The organism is Pseudomonas sp. NFACC05-1 (assembly GCF_900100135.1).
GTDB lineage: Bacteria > Pseudomonadota > Gammaproteobacteria > Pseudomonadales > Pseudomonadaceae > Aquipseudomonas > Aquipseudomonas fluorescens_Q.
The window spans coordinates 170,971-188,931 of record NZ_FMTR01000006.1; the positions used below are offsets into that span (position 1 = coordinate 170,971).

Consider the following 17,961-nt stretch of genomic DNA (forward strand, 5'->3'; position numbering starts at 1 on the left):
TGTTCTCTAGCACAGCTCAGCGCTGTCGGGATGTTCCTCGTTGCCGCCTGCACACACCGTCGAAGTGCTCTACAACGCCCATCACAGTTGGCTCAACAGCTGGTTGCGAAGAAAACTCGGCTGCCCCGACAGTGCCGCCGACCTGACGCAGGACACGTTCATGCGCGTACTGACGACGCGCGATCCGCAGCCTGTCCTGGAACCCCGCGCGTTCCTTACGACTATTGCCAAGCGCGTACTGTTCAACCATTACCGCCGCCAGGACCTGGAGCGCGCCTACCTCGACACCCTCGCCCAACTGCCGGAGCAGGTGGCGCCGTCGGAGGAAGAACGGGCAATCATCCTGCAAACCCTGACGGAACTGGATCAACTGCTCGATGGATTGCCGCGAGCGGTCAAGCAGGCGTTTCTGCTGGCCCAGGTCGATGGCCTGACCTACAACGAAATCGCCCGTGAACTGGGGATTTCCCTGGCAACGGTCAAGCGCCATCTGAACAAGGCAGCGATGCGCTGCTACTTTGCTTTATGACCCCGTCGATCAATGGCGCACCTGACGTCAGCGCCCAAGTCGCCGAGCAGGCCGTGCACTGGCTCCTGGAAATACAGCAAGGTCCACTCGACACCCGCCAGCAGCAAGCCTGGGAGCAATGGCTCGATGCCCATAGCGAACATCGCCGCGCCTGGGAACATATCCAACGGGTCAATCAACGGCTGCGTAGCGTATCCCCTGCGTTAGCCCATGCGGCCCTCAATGCACCGAAGTCCGCCATGCGGCGGCGGGCACTCAAGACGTTGCTGGTACTGGGGGCCGGCTCAACGTTGGCCTGGGGCCTGCGTGAGCGCCAATGGCTGCCACCCTTGATGGCCGATTTCCGCAGCCCGGTGGGCGAACGGCGTCGCCTGATGCTGGATGACGGCAGCCAGTTGCAGCTCAACAGCGGCAGCGCGGTCGACGTTCGCTTCGACGCTCAACGTCGCTTGATCCGCCTGCTGGAGGGTGAACTGTTGTTGACTGCAGCCCGGGACCCCAGGCCCCTGTACGTACTGACCGCCCATGGCCGGCTGGAAAGCCGCAACGCCCGGTTCAACGTACGTGAATATCCGGAACACACCCAAGTGGCGGTGTTTGACGGCGAGGTGGACATTCGCAGCCGAAACGGCCCGTCGTCGTTGCTGGGCACATCACGGCAACTGAGCCTTGGCATCAACGGCGCCGGGCCCGCCACGGCGCTGGATGCCAACAGCGGTGCCTGGACGGAAGGCATGCTGATAGCCGCGCACATGCGCCTGGCGGACTTTCTCGACGAACTCGGCCGGTATCGCCGCGGCCAATTGCGCTGCGACGAGGCGGTCGCCAACCTGTTGATCTCCGGAACTTATCCGCTGGACAACAGCGAACGAATCCTCGATCTGCTGGAGGTCAGCCTGCCGGTAAACGTACGCCGCTTTACTCGCTATTGGGTCTCGGTCGAGGCTCGCGCTTGAACCATGATCGTCTTGCCAGAAAAAAACACGCAACCGTGAGCCGTTTTCCCGGACTCGGGTGACAGAGAAGGAAAGCCACTTCGATACAACCTTCTCGGGATCCTCATCCATGCCGCAGCAACCTACCCGCCTCACCCCGCTCGCCCGTACCGTGCGTCAATGGCTCCTGGGGGCCAGCTTGAGTTTCGTCGCACTGCCTTGTGTACAGGCTGCAGATGCCAAGGCCTATCACATCGCGCCGTCATCACTGGAAAATGCCCTCAATCAGTTCGGGCGGGAGGCCGGGGTGTTGATTTCCTTCGGCTCGCAGACGACCGCTGGTCTGCAGAGTCGTGGCCTGGAAGGCAGCTACAGCCCAGAGCAAGGGCTCAGTGCGCTGCTCGAAGGCACAGGCCTGCAAGCCCGGCCCGAGGGAGATAATGCCTTCAGCCTGCAGCCGGCCACCACCACCGCGCTGGACATCGGCACCACCACCGTGGTCGGAGACTGGCTCGGCGACGCCGCGCAGGCCAATGTCTTCGAACACCCCGGCGCCCGTGACGTTATCCGCCGTGAAACGTTCGAACGCCAGGGTGCGACGCAGGCGCGGGATGTGCTCAATCGCATTCCCGGCGTCAATGCACCGGAAAACAATGGCACCGGCAGCCATGACATGGCACTGAACTTCGGTATTCGCGGGCTCAACCCTCGCCTGGCTTCACGCTCCACGGTGCTGATGGACGGCATCCCGGTGCCTTTCGCACCTTACGGCCAACCGCAGCTATCGTTCGCGCCGGTCAGCATGGGTAACATGGACGCGGTAGATGTCGTGCGCGGCGGCGGCGCGGTGCGCTACGGCCCACAGAACGTCGGCGGCGTGGTCAACTTCGTGACGCGGGCGATTCCCGATGCACCCACGATAAAAGGGGGCTTGCAGACCGAGACGAGCCCGTCCTCCAGCCATGACGGCTTCAAGACCTCCTCCAATCTGCTGGCCGGCGGCACCGCCGACAACGGCTTGGGCGGTGCCCTGCTGTATTCCGGCACCCGCGGCGGCGACTGGCGCGAACATAGCGACACACAAATCGATGACCTGATCCTCAAGGGCAACTACCAGTTGGACGAGGCCAACAGTTTCAATGCCATGGCCCAGTATTACGAAGGCGAGGCCGACATGCCCGGCGGCCTGAATGTGGCCGACTACGATGCCGACCCGTATCAATCCACGCGTCCGAACGACCGTTTCTGGGGCCGTCGCACCCTGGTCAATGTCGGCTACCGCTACCAACAGGACCGCCGGGAATTCACCGCCAGCACGTTCTTCACCAAGACCTTGCGCAGCGGCTACCTGGACCAAGGCACCTTCCTGTCCCTGTCACCCCGTGAATATTGGGTACGCGGCCTGGAAACCCGTTTCGCCCAGGGTTTCGACCTCGGCCCGACCAGCCACGAGGTTGGCATCGGCTATCGCTACATCAACGAGGCCGGCCACGAACTGCGATACCGCACGCCGATCGCCAGCAACGAATTGCCGACAACCTCCAGCCGCAACGACCGTGATACGCGCGGGGGCACCGAGGCCAATGCATTTTTCATCGATGACCGGATCGACATCGGAAAATGGACCATCACGCCGGGTGTTCGCTACGAAATGATCGAATCCCAGCAGACCAACAACCTGACGAATGTGAAGTACAAGGGCGACTACAACACGGCCTTGCCGGCATTGAACGTGCTGTATCACCTGACCGATGAGTGGAATCTGTATGCCAACACCGAAGGCTCGTTCGGCAGTGTGCAGTACAGCCAGATGCCCAACCGTGTCAGCAGCGGCGAAGTGAAACCGGAAAAGGCCCGCACCTGGGAGCTTGGCACCCGCTATGACGATGGCAACCTGCGGGCGGAGATCGGCGCGTTCCTGATCAACTTCGACAACCAGTATGAAAGCAATCAGACCAATGATTCGGTGATCGCCCGAGGCGAGACTCGCCACCAAGGCATCGAAACCAGCATCAACTACGCCCTTGATGGCCTGAGCCCTGCACTGGCCGGTTTCGACGTGTATGCCACGTATGCCTTCGTCGATGCCACCATTCGTGAAGACGGACCGAACAAAGGCAACCGCGTGCCATTCTCTTCGAAGCACAAAGGCACACTGGGCGTGGGTTATACGGACGGGCCGTGGAAGCTGAACCTGGACAGCACCTATCAGAGCGCGCAGTTTGCCGACAACGCCAACACCCGGGCTGAAAGCGCCGACGGCAGTACCGGCAATATCCCCGGCTACATGCTGTTCAGCAGCCGCGCTGCCTATGATTTCGGCCCGCAACTGTCGGACCTGAACGTGGCGGTGGGCGTGAAGAACATCTTCAATACCCAATACTTCACCCGCTCGTTCGACGACAACAACCGAGGCAAGTACGTGGGGGAACCGCGCACGGTGTATGTGCAGACGTCCGTGGCGTTTTGATTCGGGGCTACGGTGAACCGCTGAAACAAGACGGGCCTGCGATTGCAGGCCCGTTCGGTGAGTGACTTCAAGCGATCGGGCTCAGCCGTTGAGGGCGGCCCGTTCGTTCTCCAGGAATTCTTCTTCCAATAGCGCATCGGCCAAGGCAACGGATTCGGTCGGTGTCGCAACGGCGGCGCGCTTGCCGCGCAGTTTGCCGAACAAATGCTCCAGGGCATTTTCAAGTTTGGCGGCCGCGCCTTCGATCGCCAGTTCCAGCGATTCGGCCTTGTGCGTCACGGAAATCGGCTGATGGCCCTTCGGCCGTGCTTCAAGCTGGCAACGCAGGTCATGGGGACCCGGCTTGTCGCCGTTCTCGTCCCGCAAATGAACCTCGACCCGTGTCAGGTCCTCTTCATAACGTTCGAGCGTGCTTTCGATGGTAGTACGTACCCACTCCTCCAGTCGGATGCTGCTTTGAATATGGTTATCGCTATTGACTTGGATTTGCATAGTTCATCCCTTATTTCAGCTAGCTCGCCGGGGGCCGTCGACGTTGATGCAACGGCCCCTTGAATACAGAGTCGGGCTGGCGGAAGAACAATTCAACCCCTAAAAAAAGATAAATATTCATACGCAAATAAAGCCAGACAACAGGCAAAAGCGCTGTTAATGTCGGGAGTTGCCCCCGCCCTGCCTACCCACCGTAAATCGCCTCCCCACCTGCACCGTCAGCGAACATCCGCGCGTTATTGCCCCGAAACGGGCAGCGACCACAGCCGCATTCCAGAGCGTTCGGCGCCCAGGCTCCGTGATCATTGTCCGACAGTTTTTCCGGCATGCCACTTGCTAACTCCCTGTAGGAGCTGTCGCGGGCTGCGATCTTTTGATCCTGAGGCCTGCCTGGCCCCTGGAATCTTGAGCTGAACACGATCATGGAATGGCCGGTGGTCCGGCGTTGCGAACTAATCCCGATCATGGCCGGTCAACAACTGCACGTTCAATCAGGCGGTGACGCATCATGGACAACCCTTTTCAGATCATTACCGACGCCTTTGCGCCGCATTATCAAATCAACCTGAGCATTCAGGGCCTGGACGGCAGCATCATGCTGACCCTGTCCAAGAGCGGGCGCATCGTCGCCAAACGCATGATCAGCGCCCTGCAGCGCAACGACCCGGAGCGCCTCAAGCGCCTGGTGCAAAGCATTCAGTTCGGCATCGCCATTGAGCAGGGCCACAGCGCCGTGGCCATCCTCGAAGCCATGACCGGCGGTGACAGCATCAAGCTGCCGCCACCGCACGCACAAGGGCCGGCGCCCTCTGCCGCCGGGATCTAGATTTCTCCTTTCTCCACCTCGGCATGTTCGCTGGAACCCGCTCCGACCTTGCGGTGCGGGTGCTCGATCTTCACCGAGGGGAACTGCGACGAAGCGTAGCGCACCACCAGGATCGCAAACGCCAGCAGCAGGATGCCACCGCACAAGTAGATGATCCCCAGGTCTGGCGGGCTGTGATGGGAAACGTTGGAAATCAGCAGCCGCGTCAGCGCCGTGATCGCCACGTAGATCAAAAACCGCACCGGCATGTGGTTGGTCTTGAAGTAGATCCCGACCATCGCCCCCAATTCCAGATAGATGAACAGCAGCAGGATGTCATCGATCTTGATGTGTCCTGCTTCGATCATCTGCAAGAATTCCATCACCGCCGCCCACGCGGTCACCGCACCAATGGCGAACAGGGCCAGGTAATGGAAGGTCTCGACGAACAGGTTCCCCAGGGACTCGGCCAGTTGATGGACGTTCTGGCGCAGGGTCTCGGCCCAGTTGATTTTCACGATGTAGTTTCCTTAGGTCGACTCGACCGGATGATGCGGGTTGGACGTGACGGTTGTTCTGCATGCAGAAAAAAGGCCAGCGACTGAAGGTGAGATGGCGATAGGCTGGTATCCGGCACTTTTGGGAGCTTCATTCGCCGTATCGCGAGCAAGCTCCCACACCAGCTTTGCTCCCACAAGCTTTGCCCTCACATGCCGAAACCGGTCTACATTAAAAAGCCACTATCCAAAGCAACAGGATTCGCTTATTCTTTTGCCTGTATATAAATACAGTAGTCACAAAGACAACCAATGTGAAGGCATGTGAGGTGGTGAATGGCCGTCGAAGTGGTATACCGCAGCAGCCGAGATCTGGAGCGCTTGTTCATGGATAAAGCCGAAGCTGACCGTCATGACAAAATGCTGGAACTCGCCGAATTGCTGGCAGAAGTGTTGCAAAAAGCCGTTCCATCGCTGAGCGAGCAACAGGTCGAGGAAGCCGGGATCTACATGGCGAAGAATCGTGATGTGTTCGCCAAGGCGTTCAAGAGCCAGCCGGACGCCTTGTCCGAACTGCTCAATCCGTCGAACGAATAACTAAAAAGATCGCAGCCTTCGGCAGCTCACACAGGGAATACACCGTGCGGGAGCTGCCGAAGGCTGCGATCTTTTAGTAATAACGGCGCGGATCCGAATCGATCAGGCTCGCCAGCTTGGTCAGGGCGAAACGCAGTTCGTCCTGGCTGGTGGGGGACATCAACACCAGCCGTACACAGCGAGTGGTGCCTGAGCGCTCAGCCTGGAACTGGGTGCCGCTGAGCACCAATACGCCGTTGGCCCGGGCGAGCATGGTGAACTCATCGCTGGTCCATGGCTCCGGCAGCGTCAACCAGACGTGATAGGAATATGGCTGGGTCTTGAGCTCGAAATTGGCAAAGATTTCCCGGGCGATCGCTTGTCGCCCCGCCGCCTCGTTGCGCTGGATGCGAATCAGTTTCTTGTCCAGGCCTTCGGTAATCACATTGCTGGCCAACTGCGCGGTCAATGGCGACGGCATCCAGACGCTGCTGCGCACCATCGAGGTCAGGCGCGACAGCAGTTTTGGCGGGCTGTAGATATAACCGACGCGAAGCGCCGGCATGACCGATTTCGACAGGCTGGTCAGGTACACCGAACGGTCCGGCGCAAAGGCCGACAGCGGCTTGATCGACGGATCGGTGGCCAGGAAGCCATAGATATCATCGTCCAGGATGATGAAGTCGAATTCCTCGGCAAGCGCGGCGATCTGGGCCCGGCGCTTCTGCGACATGATCGCCGCCGTCGGATTCTGGCAAGTCGCCACGCAGACCAGCATCGCCGGCTTCTCTCGCAGGCACAGCTCGCGCAACGCTTCGGGAATGATGCCTTCGTCATCCATTGGCACGCCACGCAGGCGACGCTCAAGACCGTGGGCCAGGGAAATGATGCCCGGGTAGCAAAGCGCTTCGCAGAGCACCAGGTCACCGGCGTTGGTCAGGGCGCTCATCGCCACCATCAAGCCATGCTGGGCCCCTGCCGTAATCACCACTTGCTGCCATTGCGCGTCGGGCAATGAATGACGCAACCATTGCGCCCCCGCCTCGCGATGCGCCGGGTGACCGCCATCCGGCGCGTAATCCAGTGCGCGAGCGAAATCGGTGCTCTTGGCCATGCCCACCAGGGCGCCACGCAACCAGTACTCCAGGGTTTCGCTGTAGGGCTTGATGATCGAAAGATCGAGCAGTTCGGATTGCCCCAGGTTCAGTGGCGCGGCGGCACTGTTGCTGGCCGGCAGCTCCAGCTGCTTCTGGTTGAGCACGTAAGTGCCACGCCCCACCTCCCCCTGCACCAACCGACGCCGATGGGCCTCGCTATAGGCCCGACTGATGGTGCCCGGCGTGACATTCAAGGTGGTGGCCAACTCCCGCAAGGTCGGCAGGCGATCGCCCTCGTTCAGCACGCCGTTGTTGATATCGCGCGCCAACGCATCGGCAATCGACAAATACATCGGTTGGCTGAACTCGCTTAGCTGGGGAACCCACATGAATGATCACTGCCCATCGTAGAAATGATGAATATCCGAGCATATCACATGGAGGTTAGGCAACTAATAATTCGACACAATCGACACATTGAATCGATTGATACGATTATTGAATCGTTTTTCAATGCGACATGAAGAAAAATTTATTAGAAATAATATTATTTAAAATCAAATAGTTAATTCATAAAAATCGCAAAAATAGCCTGTCATGGCAGAAAAATATCTCGTAACAATCCCGCCCCCTATTGAATCAACTCAATTCATTCAAATACACTGATCTCGAATCGAAGCAATCGACTCAATCATTCACTGCGCGCTCCTGTCGCGCCAAGTCGAGACATCATGGACACATTCAGAAAGGATCTATCTCTGTCGGCGATCATCGCGGGCTTCATCGCCGTGATCATTTCCTACGCAGGCCCACTCATCATCGTGTTCCAGGCAGCCAAGGAAGCGCACCTGCCCAATGACGTGGTGTCTTCATGGATCTGGGCCATTTCCATTGGCAGCGGGATTACCGGCCTGTTCCTGAGCTGGCGCCTGCGTGTTCCGGTCATCACCGCGTGGTCGACACCGGGTGCAGCGTTACTGGTGTCGATGCTGCCCACCGTGACCCTGCCCCAGGCCATCGGTGCCTATGTGGTGGCGTCGATGATCATCGCGTTGGTCGGCCTGTCCGGTGCGTTCGACAAACTGATGAGCCGCCTGCCCAAGGCCATTGCCGCCGCCATGCTCGCCGGGATCCTGTTCCGCTTCGGCGCCGAGCTGTTCACGTCGATCAAACTGCAGCCGGCGCTGGTGTTGGCGATGATCGCGGCGTACCTGATCTTCAAGCGCTTTTCGCCACGCTACGCGATCCTGTCGGTGCTGATCGTCGGTTGCGCGGTGGCCGCCTCGTTCGGCGAACTCAACAGCACCTCGATCACCATCGCCGTGGCCCAACCGGTCTTCATCGCCCCTGAATGGAACTGGCATGCAATCATCAACATCGGCCTGCCACTGGCGCTGGTGACCTTGACCGGCCAGTACGTGCCAGGCATGGCGGTATTGCGCACCTCTGGCTACAACACGCCAGCACGCTCGATCATTTCGGTCACCGCGATTGGCTCGATCCTGATGGCCCCGTTCGGTTCCCACGGTTTGAACCTGGCGGCCATTACCGCAGCGATCTGCACCGGCCGCGAAGCCCACGAAGACCGCGACAAACGCTACATGGCCGGGATCGCCTGCGGGGTGTTCTACATTCTGATGGGGACCTTTGGCGCCACCCTGGCCTCGGTGTTCTCCGCACTGCCGAAAGAATTGATCGCTTCCCTCGCCGGTCTCGCCTTGTTCGGCGCGATCAGTGCCGGGCTGACCGGCGCCATGGCTGACGAGAAACAACGCGAAGCGGCACTGATCACCTTCCTGGTAACGGCTTCGGGCATGAGTTTCCTCGGCCTGGCCGCCGCGTTCTGGGGCTTGATCTTCGGCCTCGTGGCGCACTTCGTGCTGACCTACACCCGCGAACGCAAAGCCGCCGTTATTGCCGAGGGCAGCCGACCATGACCACTCGTTACGACTTCATTGTGGTGGGTGGCGGCATCGCCGGCGTGTCTGCCGCTTATGAGTTGGCAGCCCATGGCAGCGTCTGCCTGCTCGAACAGGAACAGCAACTGGCCTATCACACCACGGGGCGTTCAGCCGCGATCTCGATGGAAAGCTACGGCAACCAACAGATCCGTTCACTGACCTGCGCATCCCGGCGCTTTTTCGAGAACCCGCCCGAGGGCCTGGCCGAGCATCCGCTATGGTCGCCCCGGGGCGCGCTGATCGTGGCCCAGGCGGCACGGGTGGACAAACTCAAAGCGCGTTTCAGCGCCGTCCTGGGGCAAGTGCCCACGGCCGAGCTGCTCGACGACAAGCAAGTGCAGGAGCTGGTCCCCTACCTCGCCGAAGGCGCCTGGAGCGCCGGGATCTACGAGCCCAGCGCCTTCGATCTGGATGTGCATGGCATCCACGGCGCCTACCTCGGTGGGCTGCGGGCCCGTGGTGGCGTGATCAAGCGCGAGACCGAAGTGCTGCGTGGCGAACATCGCGACGGGCACTGGCGCTTGCACACCCAGGACGGCCAGCAATTGCAAGCAGCCATCGTGGTCAACGCCGCCGGTGCCTGGGCCGATGAATTCGCCGAACGCTGCGGCGTGCCCAAGGTCGGTGTCCGACCATTGCGGCGCACCGTACTGGCGGTCGATCCACAGTGCGACGTGCACCACACGCCCTACCTGGGCACGGTCGACGAGGACATTTTCATCAAGCCTGAAGCCGGGCGGCTGATCGTCTCCCCCTGCGATGAAAGCCCTTCGTTGCCCTGCGACGCACTGCCGGAAGAGCTTGACCTAGCCATCACCATGGATCGCCTGCAAAACACCACGCGCCTGCGTCCGCGCTCGATCATCAACAAATGGGCGGGCCTGCGAACCTTCGTCGCCGACCGCTCGCCGGTGCTCGGCCAGGACCCACAGCAAGAGAGTTTTATCTGGCTCGCCGCCCTCGGTGGCTACGGCATCCAGGCTGCGCCCGCCATTGCACGCCTGTGCAGCCATGCGGCGCTGGGCATCGCCATGCCGGACGACCTGGCGGCGCTGCAGCTCAACTATCAGCATTTTTCCCCGGCCCGTTGCCGCGATGAGGAATTTTCCAGCCAGGCCGTCAAGCAGGTTGCCGATTTGCACTAACCCCCATCCCACTTAACAAGGAACGTCACTATGCAAACCACCGCTCAAATCCAGCCCGCCGCCAAACCTTTCCTGGGCGAAGAGAACGTCATTTTCACCGACAAGGCGCCATTGCCGCTGGGTACCTATTCCCAGGGCATCAAGGTCAGCCACGGGCAGACCATCTACCTGTCGGCACAGACCCCGGTCTCGGCGCTGAACAACGAAGTGCTGGCCAAGGATTTCGAAGGCCAACTGCGCCAGACCCTCGACAACCTGGTGCAAATGGCCGAAGCGGCAGGTGGCACCCTGGCGAACGTGGTCAAGGTCACGGCGTTCATCACTGACTTGAGTGAGTTCCCGACCCTCAACCGCGTCATGGAAGAGTACTTCACCAAGCCCTACCCGGCCCGCACCACCGCGGGCGCCAGTGCACTGGCACGCAACACCCTGGTTGCCATCGACGCCATCATGGTGATCTGAAACACCTTCTGTCAGCGGAGTGCCCGTCGGTCTGGTGAGCTGGACCGACGTTGGCAAGGAAAGCACCAGCACAGCGTACTTTCGGAGGGTGACATGAAAAATTCGTACAGAGAGTATGTATTGCAGTGCCTGGTTTGCGATCGAAGCTACCAGCCCCATGAGGTCAGCTATTACTGCCCTCATTGCAAAGTCGATGGTGCCCTGGACGCGCTTTACGATTACCCGGCACTCAAGCGCGAATGGTCCCGGGACAGCCTGGCCCATGACCACGCTCGTGGCATGTGGCGCTATGACCGCTTGATGCCGTTGAGCTCGACGCAGTTCATTCCACCGTTACTGGTGGGCAACACGCCGCTGTACTCGCGCCCGGAATTGCTCGGCAAGGGCGCCCGGATCAAAGTCTTCGTAAAAGACGAATCGCGGCAACCGACCGGGTCGTTGAAGGATCGCGCCAGCGCCCTGGCGGTAGCCCACGCCCTGCAATCCGGTGCACGCACCGTGGCAGTGGCCAGCACCGGCAATGCTGCTTCGGCATTGGCCGGGATGAGCGCCAGCCTGGGCTTGCACAACGTCATTTACCTGCCCAAGAGCGCGCCCCGCGAAAAGCTCGCGCAGATGCAGGGCTACGGCGCCGAGATCGTGCTGGTCGACGGGCAATATGACGAAGCCTTCGAACAATGTCTCAACGCCTGCCAAGAGCACGGCTGGTACAACCGCACCACCGGAATCAACTCGTACATGAGCGAAGGCAAGAAGACCGTCGCCTTCGAGATGTGCGAACAACTCAACTGGCAAGTGCCGGACCTGGTGTTCGTGCCCGTCGGCAACGGCTGCATCCTGGGCTCGGTCTACAAAGGCTTTTTCGACTTGCTGCAATTGGGCTGGATCGAACGCATCCCTCGCCTGATCGGCGTGCAGGCCGAGCACAGCAACTTCATGTACCGCGCCTGGCGCAACGACCGCTCGATGCAGAAAACCGAGCGCCGCCCCCCCACCAGCCTGGCCAGCAGCATCAATGTGGCGCTGCCGCGTGATCGCCTCAAGGCCATGCGTGCGGTCACCGCCAGCGGCGGTGAGTTCATCTGTGTCAGCGATCCGAGCATTGTCACCGCCGCCTCGAGATTGGCCGCCAGCACCGGCGTGTTTCCAGAAGCCGGCGCCGCCAGTGCCTTCGCCGGTCTGCTCAAGTACGCCGAAACACACCCCGACACACCGCAAACCGCCGTGATCCTGATCACCGGCAGCGGTTTGAAAGACACCTCCATTTTTCTATCCGACTCGACCAAAAGCCAGCCACGGGTGTTGCCGCATCACGTGACTGCGCCGCTGGCCGAGGCGCTTATCTAGGGAATCGCACCATGAGCCTGCAAAATTTCGACCCCACCCTTGCCCGCCTGATCGACCGCGAGCGCAACCGCCAGGAAACCCACCTGGAGCTGATCGCTTCGGAAAACTATGTCAGCGAGGAAGTGCTCCAGGCCCAGGGTTCCGTGCTCACCAACAAATACGCCGAAGGCTATCCGGGCAAGCGTTACTACGGCGGCTGCAAGGTCGTCGATGAAATCGAGAACCTGGCCATCGAACGCGCTCGCAAGCTGTTCAACTGCGAATACGTCAACGTGCAGCCGCACTCCGGCTCCCAAGCCAACCAGGCGGTTTTCCTGGCGGTACTTGAACCCGGCGATACCATCCTGGGCATGTCCCTGGCCCATGGCGGCCACCTGACCCACGGCGCCTCGGTGAATTTTTCCGGCAAGATCTACCGGGCATTTTCCTATGGCCTGGACACGGAAACCGAAACCCTCGACTACGAAGAAATGGAAGCCCTGGCCAGGGAACACCGGCCGAAGATGATCATCGCCGGGGCCTCGGCCTATTCCCGGACCATCGACTTCCAGCGCTTTCGCAAGATCTGCGATGAAATCGGTGCCTACCTGATGGTGGACATGGCGCACTACGCCGGCTTGATCGCCGCGGGCGTCTATCCGTCGCCGGTTGGCATCGCCGACTTCATCACCTCCACCACCCACAAGACCTTGCGCGGCCCGCGCGGCGGCCTGATTCTGGCCAAGGCGCAATATGGAGCCCTGCTCGACAAGACGATTTTCCCGGTGTACCAGGGCGGCCCGCTGATGCACGTCATCGCCGCCAAGGCCGTGGCGTTCAACGAAGCCTTGGGCGACGGGTTCAAGCATTACCAGCAGCGGGTGATCGACAACGCCCGCGTCATGGCCGACGTCCTGACCCGACGCGGCTTGCGTGTGGTGTCCGGCGGTACCGATTGCCACATGTTCCTGCTCGATCTGCGCTCGATGAACATCACCGGCAAAGACGCCGAAGCGTTGCTGGAAAGCGCCCATATCACCTTGAATAAAAACGCGATCCCCAACGATCCGCAGAAACCGGCCATCACCAGCGGCATTCGCATCGGCACGCCGGCGCTGACCACCCGTGGCTTTGGTGAAGCGGAATGTGCCGAAGTCGCGAACTTGATCGCCGACCTGCTGGAACAGCCGGACAACGCAGCACGCCTGGACAACACCCGGCGTCGAGTGATGCATTTGTGCGAATGCTTTCCGGTGTATCTGTTGAGGTAAGCCAACACCCGTCGCTTAAGCGCAATGCAATAGAGGCGAGCACAAACCGTGGCGAGGGAGCTTGCTCCCGCTGGGCTGCGAAGCGGCCCCATTGGATCACCGCGACCGTTCAGGCAGACCGCGCCAGCCGGTTTTACGACGGCTGCGCCGCCGAGCGGGAGCAAGCTCCCTCGCCACAGGGTTGGTGTTTTGTTGGCGGGAATAGTCAGTCTGGGAGCACCAGAAAAAACCTGTGGGAGCGAGCTTGCTCGCTCCCACAATTGGCTTTTCAGCGGTACAACAAACGCTCCGCCAGCTCATCGGCCACCCGGGCCGGTGAGCGCTTCTCCGCCTGGGCATGGGCAAAGACTTCCGTGAGCCGGGCACCGATCTTCGACAAGTGCGCGGTGATCGTCGACAGCTCTTCGCCGCGATGTTTCAGGGCGACGTAGATCAGGCCACCGGAGTTGATCACATAGTCCGGCGCATAGAGGATTCCACGTCTTTCCAACTGGTCGGCCACTTGCAGGTTGCTCAACTGATTATGGGCCGAGCCGGCAACGGCCGAGCAGCGCAGTTGTGCCACGCTTTGGCTGTTGAGCACCCCACCCAGCCCGCAAGGAGCAAGGATGTCGCAGGGCGTGCTGAGCAGCGCGTCGTTGGCGATCGGATGGGCGCCGAGTTGCTCCATCGCCAATTGCACCTTGCCTGGGTCAATGTCACTGACCAGCAGCTCGGCACCTGCGGCGTGCAGTTGTTCGGCCAGGGCATAACCGACGTTGCCCAGGCCCTGGATCGCCACCCGCAGGCTTTCGAGGTTATCGCTGCCCAGGCGGGCCATGGCGGTGGCACGAATACCGGCAAAAACCCCCATTGCCGCGTGGGGCGCGGGGTCTCCCGAGGCGGTGGTGCTGGTGACATGGCGAGTCTGCTGGGCGATGCAATCCATGTCGGCCACCGACGTGCCGCTGTCGATGGCCGTGATATAGCGACCGTCCAACTGCTCGATACAACGACCAAAGGCTTCGAACAACGCTGCCCGACTCTCGACATGGGCGGGGCGCATGATCACCGCCACCCCGCCGCCCACGGGCAAGCCGGCCAGCGCCGCCTTGTAACTCATGCCTTGGGCCAGGCGTACGGCATCGGCCACGGCACTTTCGTCGTCGGGGTAGGCAAGATAACGACACCCCCCCAGGGCGGGCCCCGGACGACTGCAATGAATGGCAATCACCGCCTTCAACCCGGTTGCCGGGTCTACGCTTAGGTGCAGCGATTCAAGGCGGGAGCTTTGCATGAGAGCAAACATCGAAAGGCTCCCGAATCACTTTTGTTTGTTTCGCCAGTATAGGCGCGCAGTCGAAATTTGCTGGAGCACGCAGGAATAAGTCGCCACCGTGCTCAGTCTTTTTCGGTATAACCTGTCATAGCCTCTGTCCGAGACTGGACGAAAATCCACGGCAGGGCTAAAACGGGAGCGTAGCCCGGAGAGTTCGATGAAACCGCGCCAAGCCTTTTTTGATTGTCTGCACCGCTCCCCACCGGCGCTGTTCGAAGCGGCGCTGTGGATCGCCGCCGAACATGATCGCGAGGTCGACGTACCGGCCTTGCTGAAGGATTTCAAGGAGCTGCAACAGCGGGTCAGCCATGGCCTGCCGATGCTGCCTGTCAGCGAACTGGGCCAGCCCTTGCTGCGACGGCTCAATGACTTGGGCTTCGCCCAGGACGACTTCACGCCTCTGCGACCACGAGCGGCGTTGCTGGACAAAGTCCTGGCACGCAAACGCGGGCAGCCCCTGGCTCTCGGGCTGATTGCCCTGGAACTGGCCCGAGGCCTGGAAATTCCGATGGTCGGTGTCAATTTCCCCGGGCATTTCCTGTTGAAGGTACCCGGCGCCGATCACCTGCTCGATCCGTGCGGCGGCCGTCGGTTGTACCCCAATGACTGTCGGGAACTGCTACAGCGCCAATACGGCGCGAACATGCAGCTCAAGGCTGAACACCTGGTCAATGCCGAGCCGATGCAGATGCTGCAGCGCCTGTCGCGCAACCTGCGTCAACTGCATCTGGCGAACGACGATTACATCGCCGCCTTGATCGACGCCGAACGGGTACTGGAACTGGGCAACGCCAGCGCCGCCGACTACCTGGCCCGCGCCAGCCTGTACCAGCGACTCGATTGCCCCAACGCCGAGCGCTTCGACCTGGAACATGCCCTGATGCTCAGCGACGATCCGATCCAGCGAATCCGACTGACGGAGCGGCTGGGGCATTTGCCGCCGAATTCGGTTGTGCACTGAGCCGGGGACTTTGTTCAGGAGCGATGACGGCCCTGTGGCGAGGGAGCTTGCTCCCGCTCGGTTGCGCAGCAACCGCCGAAAAGCTTGGGGACGCTTCGCGTCCCAGCGGGAGCAAGCTCCCTCGCCACAGGGGATCACCTGGTTTTCAGAACCGTGTGAAGCCCTCAGGGGGTATCCGGCTGATTCGCCGGGTGCGCCTGTTGGAACGCTGGATGCCCAGCCGCCAATGCCGCGACCCGACGAATCCGTGGATACGCCTGCAAAGACACATTGAACCGCTCAGCCGCGTACAACTGCGGGATCAGGTACACATCCGCCAGCCCCGGCTCTGCACCGAAGCAATAGCCGTCGTCACCCATCAACTGCTCCACGGCCGCCAATCCCTGGCTGATCCAGTACCCGATCCACTCCGTCACCTGCGTTTCATCGTGGCCCCACTGCCGCAATTTGTTGAGCACGCTGACGTTGTGCAGGGGGTGAATATCGCAACCGATCAGCGCGGCGACGCCACGCTCATGGGCGCGCACCGTCAGGTCGGCGCTGAGCAGCGGCACCTGTGGATAACGCTCCTCCAGGTATTCGATGATGGCGGGCGATTGCACCAGCAGCGCGCCCTCATCGGTACGCAACGCCGGTACCCGGCCCTGGGGGTTGATCGCCAGATAGGCCGGCTGGCGATGCTCGCCCCCAGGCGCAGCGATCAAGTTGACGGGCAAGGCCTGGTAATCCAGCCCCTTGAGCGCCAACGCAATGCGCACCCGATAGGACGAGGTGGAGCGGTAGTAGGTGTAGAGTTCCATGCCCTGCCCCTCAACGCGCCGGCAGGATCTTGCCGCGGCACTCGCCGAAGCCGATGGAGGCGAAACCCTCGCGGCGGCAACGGGCCCGCAAGATGATTTCGTCACCGTCCTCGAGGAATCGGCGCACTTCGCCAGACGCCAGTTCGATCGGTTTTTTACCGCCTTCGGTGATTTCCAGCAGGCTGCCGAATTGATGGTTTTCAGGGCCCGACAAGGTGCCCGAACCAAACAGGTCGCCGGCCTGCAACTGGCAACCGTTGACGCTGTGATGCGCGACCATTTGCGCCACGGTCCAGTACATGTACTGGGTGTTGCTCAGGGTCAGGCGCTGGGCCGGCAGGTTTTGCTCGCCCATGGCCTCGGTCAGCAACAGGACTTCCAATTCGATGTCGAAGGCACCACCGGCCTGGTCACGCTTGTCCAGCAGATACGGCAGCGGCTGCGGATCGCCTTGCGGGCGTGCCGGTTGCGGACGACGGAACGGTTCCAGGGCTTCAGCCGTTACCACCCATGGCGAAATACTGGTCAGGAAACTCTTCGACAGAAACGGCCCCAGGGGCTGGTATTCCCAGGCCTGGATGTCCCGGGCCGACCAATCGTTGAGCAGGCAGAACCCGCCAATGTGCCCGGCGGCATCGCCGATGGGGATCGGTTCGCCCAGGGCATTGCCCTTGCCGATCCAGATGCCCAGCTCCAGCTCATAGTCCAGCCGTGCACACGGGCCGAACGTCGGCTCGGTCTGGCCGGCCGGCAGGGTCTGGCCCTTGGGGCGGCGCACGTCGGTGCCGGACGGGCGAATGGTCGAGGCGCGACCGTGGTAACCGATGGGGACGTATTTGTAGTTGGGCAGCAACGGATTGTCGGGGCGGAACAGCTTGCCGACATTCTGCGCGTGCTCGATACCGACGTAGAAGTCGGTGTAGTCGTTGATCCTGGCCGGCAGGTGCATCTGGCAGTCGGCAGCGAGGAGCAGCAGTTTCGCGCCCAGGGCTTCGACCTTGCCCCGCAGGGGGCTGTCCTCGCGCAGCAGTTCCAGCAGTCGCTCACGCAGGGCAACCCGGGCGCCTCGGCCAAGGTCGAAAAACCCATTCAACTGGCCGTCGGCCATGGCTTCGACAGCTTGGCGTGCCGCGCCGTCAAACAAGCCCGCGTGCAGCGCCGCCTGCAAATCGAAAATCCGCTCGCCAATCGCCACGCCGCTGCGCAGGGCACCGCCATCGACACTGAAGATACCCAATGGCAGGTTCTGCAACGGGAAGTCCGCATGGCCGTTGGCACAGGCGACCCAGCTACGGGCAGGGGAAAGTTGAGTCATG

The 17,961-nt window shown here is 61.2% G+C and carries 17 protein-coding genes; 11 read left to right on the top strand and 6 right to left on the bottom strand.

Annotated elements, in window-relative coordinates:
- Positions 1-40 precede the first annotated feature (40 nt).
- The 3 genes from BLO97_RS12210 to fecA all read left to right on the top strand — a co-directional run bounded on the left by BLO97_RS12210 (position 41) and on the right by fecA (position 3,934).
- Positions 41-529 carry a sigma-70 family RNA polymerase sigma factor gene (locus BLO97_RS12210; RefSeq protein ID WP_092149430.1) on the top strand — a complete coding sequence of 163 codons (489 nt, stop codon included), beginning with the start codon at positions 41-43 and terminating at the stop codon, positions 527-529.
- A complete protein-coding gene (locus BLO97_RS12215) occupies positions 526-1,485 on the top strand; it encodes a FecR domain-containing protein (RefSeq protein ID WP_092149427.1) in 960 nt (319 codons plus the stop codon). The genes BLO97_RS12210 and BLO97_RS12215 overlap by 4 nt, the downstream gene beginning before the upstream one ends.
- Before the next feature lie 109 nt (positions 1,486-1,594).
- Positions 1,595-3,934: a TonB-dependent Fe(3+) dicitrate receptor FecA gene (gene fecA, locus BLO97_RS12220; RefSeq protein WP_092346030.1), complete on the top strand. Its 2,340-nt coding sequence runs from the start codon at positions 1,595-1,597 to the stop codon at positions 3,932-3,934.
- Positions 3,935-4,015: 81 nt separating this feature from the next.
- Here fecA and BLO97_RS12225 read toward each other — a convergent pair whose 3' ends face one another.
- Positions 4,016-4,426, bottom strand: a complete 411-nt coding sequence (locus tag BLO97_RS12225) for an HPF/RaiA family ribosome-associated protein (protein WP_092149421.1) — start codon at positions 4,424-4,426, stop codon at positions 4,016-4,018.
- A 508-nt stretch (positions 4,427-4,934) separates the two neighbouring features.
- On the opposite strand from BLO97_RS12225, the gene BLO97_RS12230 reads away from it, so the two are divergent.
- Positions 4,935-5,252, top strand: coding sequence for a DUF3509 domain-containing protein (locus BLO97_RS12230; protein ID WP_063324449.1), 318 nt, complete (start codon positions 4,935-4,937; stop codon positions 5,250-5,252).
- Here the strand turns inward: BLO97_RS12230 and BLO97_RS12235 are convergent.
- Positions 5,249-5,749 carry a phosphate-starvation-inducible protein PsiE gene (locus BLO97_RS12235; protein WP_063324448.1) on the bottom strand — a complete coding sequence of 167 codons (501 nt, stop codon included), beginning with the start codon at positions 5,747-5,749 and terminating at the stop codon, positions 5,249-5,251. The genes BLO97_RS12230 and BLO97_RS12235 overlap by 4 nt on opposite strands.
- A 315-nt stretch (positions 5,750-6,064) precedes the next feature.
- Here BLO97_RS12235 and BLO97_RS12240 point away from each other — a divergent pair, with 315 nt between their 5' ends.
- Complete coding sequence (locus tag BLO97_RS12240) at positions 6,065-6,325, top strand: YebG family protein (RefSeq protein WP_063324447.1); 261 nt, start codon at positions 6,065-6,067, stop codon at positions 6,323-6,325.
- Between the two features lie 73 nt (positions 6,326-6,398).
- Here BLO97_RS12240 and BLO97_RS12245 read toward each other — a convergent pair whose 3' ends face one another.
- Positions 6,399-7,790 carry an aminotransferase-like domain-containing protein gene (locus BLO97_RS12245; RefSeq protein ID WP_058543599.1) on the bottom strand — a complete coding sequence of 464 codons (1,392 nt, stop codon included), beginning with the start codon at positions 7,788-7,790 and terminating at the stop codon, positions 6,399-6,401.
- Positions 7,791-8,132: 342 nt separating this feature from the next.
- Here BLO97_RS12245 and BLO97_RS12250 point away from each other — a divergent pair, with 342 nt between their 5' ends.
- From BLO97_RS12250 to glyA, 5 genes are all read left to right on the top strand, one after another.
- Complete coding sequence (locus BLO97_RS12250) at positions 8,133-9,338, top strand: benzoate/H(+) symporter BenE family transporter (protein WP_063324446.1); 1,206 nt, start codon at positions 8,133-8,135, stop codon at positions 9,336-9,338.
- A complete protein-coding gene (locus BLO97_RS12255; protein ID WP_092223740.1) occupies positions 9,335-10,507 on the top strand; it encodes an NAD(P)/FAD-dependent oxidoreductase in 1,173 nt (390 codons plus the stop codon). Before BLO97_RS12250 ends, BLO97_RS12255 begins: the two co-directional genes overlap by 4 nt.
- 30 nt (positions 10,508-10,537) lie before the next feature.
- The gene (locus BLO97_RS12260) at positions 10,538-10,969 is read left to right on the top strand and encodes a Rid family detoxifying hydrolase (RefSeq protein WP_003205417.1); all 432 of its coding nucleotides are present in this window, start codon (positions 10,538-10,540) and stop codon (positions 10,967-10,969) included.
- A gap of 93 nt (positions 10,970-11,062) precedes the next feature.
- Positions 11,063-12,316 carry a threonine synthase gene (thrC, locus tag BLO97_RS12265; protein ID WP_092346032.1) on the top strand — a complete coding sequence of 418 codons (1,254 nt, stop codon included), beginning with the start codon at positions 11,063-11,065 and terminating at the stop codon, positions 12,314-12,316.
- A gap of 11 nt (positions 12,317-12,327) precedes the next feature.
- Positions 12,328-13,566 carry a serine hydroxymethyltransferase gene (gene glyA, locus BLO97_RS12270; RefSeq protein WP_063324443.1) on the top strand — a complete coding sequence of 413 codons (1,239 nt, stop codon included), beginning with the start codon at positions 12,328-12,330 and terminating at the stop codon, positions 13,564-13,566.
- A 268-nt stretch (positions 13,567-13,834) separates the two neighbouring features.
- Here glyA and BLO97_RS12275 read toward each other — a convergent pair whose 3' ends face one another.
- Positions 13,835-14,854: a Glu/Leu/Phe/Val dehydrogenase family protein gene (locus tag BLO97_RS12275; RefSeq protein ID WP_003205422.1), complete on the bottom strand. Its 1,020-nt coding sequence runs from the start codon at positions 14,852-14,854 to the stop codon at positions 13,835-13,837.
- A 187-nt stretch (positions 14,855-15,041) separates the two neighbouring features.
- Here BLO97_RS12275 and BLO97_RS12280 point away from each other — a divergent pair, with 187 nt between their 5' ends.
- Positions 15,042-15,845, top strand: a complete 804-nt coding sequence (locus BLO97_RS12280; RefSeq protein ID WP_063324442.1) for a SirB1 family protein — start codon at positions 15,042-15,044, stop codon at positions 15,843-15,845.
- 164 nt (positions 15,846-16,009) lie between these two features.
- Here BLO97_RS12280 and maiA read toward each other — a convergent pair whose 3' ends face one another.
- Positions 16,010-16,645 carry a maleylacetoacetate isomerase gene (gene maiA, locus BLO97_RS12290; RefSeq protein ID WP_092346034.1) on the bottom strand — a complete coding sequence of 212 codons (636 nt, stop codon included), beginning with the start codon at positions 16,643-16,645 and terminating at the stop codon, positions 16,010-16,012.
- 10 nt (positions 16,646-16,655) lie between these two features.
- Entirely contained in the window at positions 16,656-17,960 is a 1,305-nt protein-coding gene (gene fahA / locus BLO97_RS12295; protein ID WP_092346036.1) for a fumarylacetoacetase, read from the bottom strand.
- Between the last annotated feature and the right edge of the window lies 1 nt (position 17,961).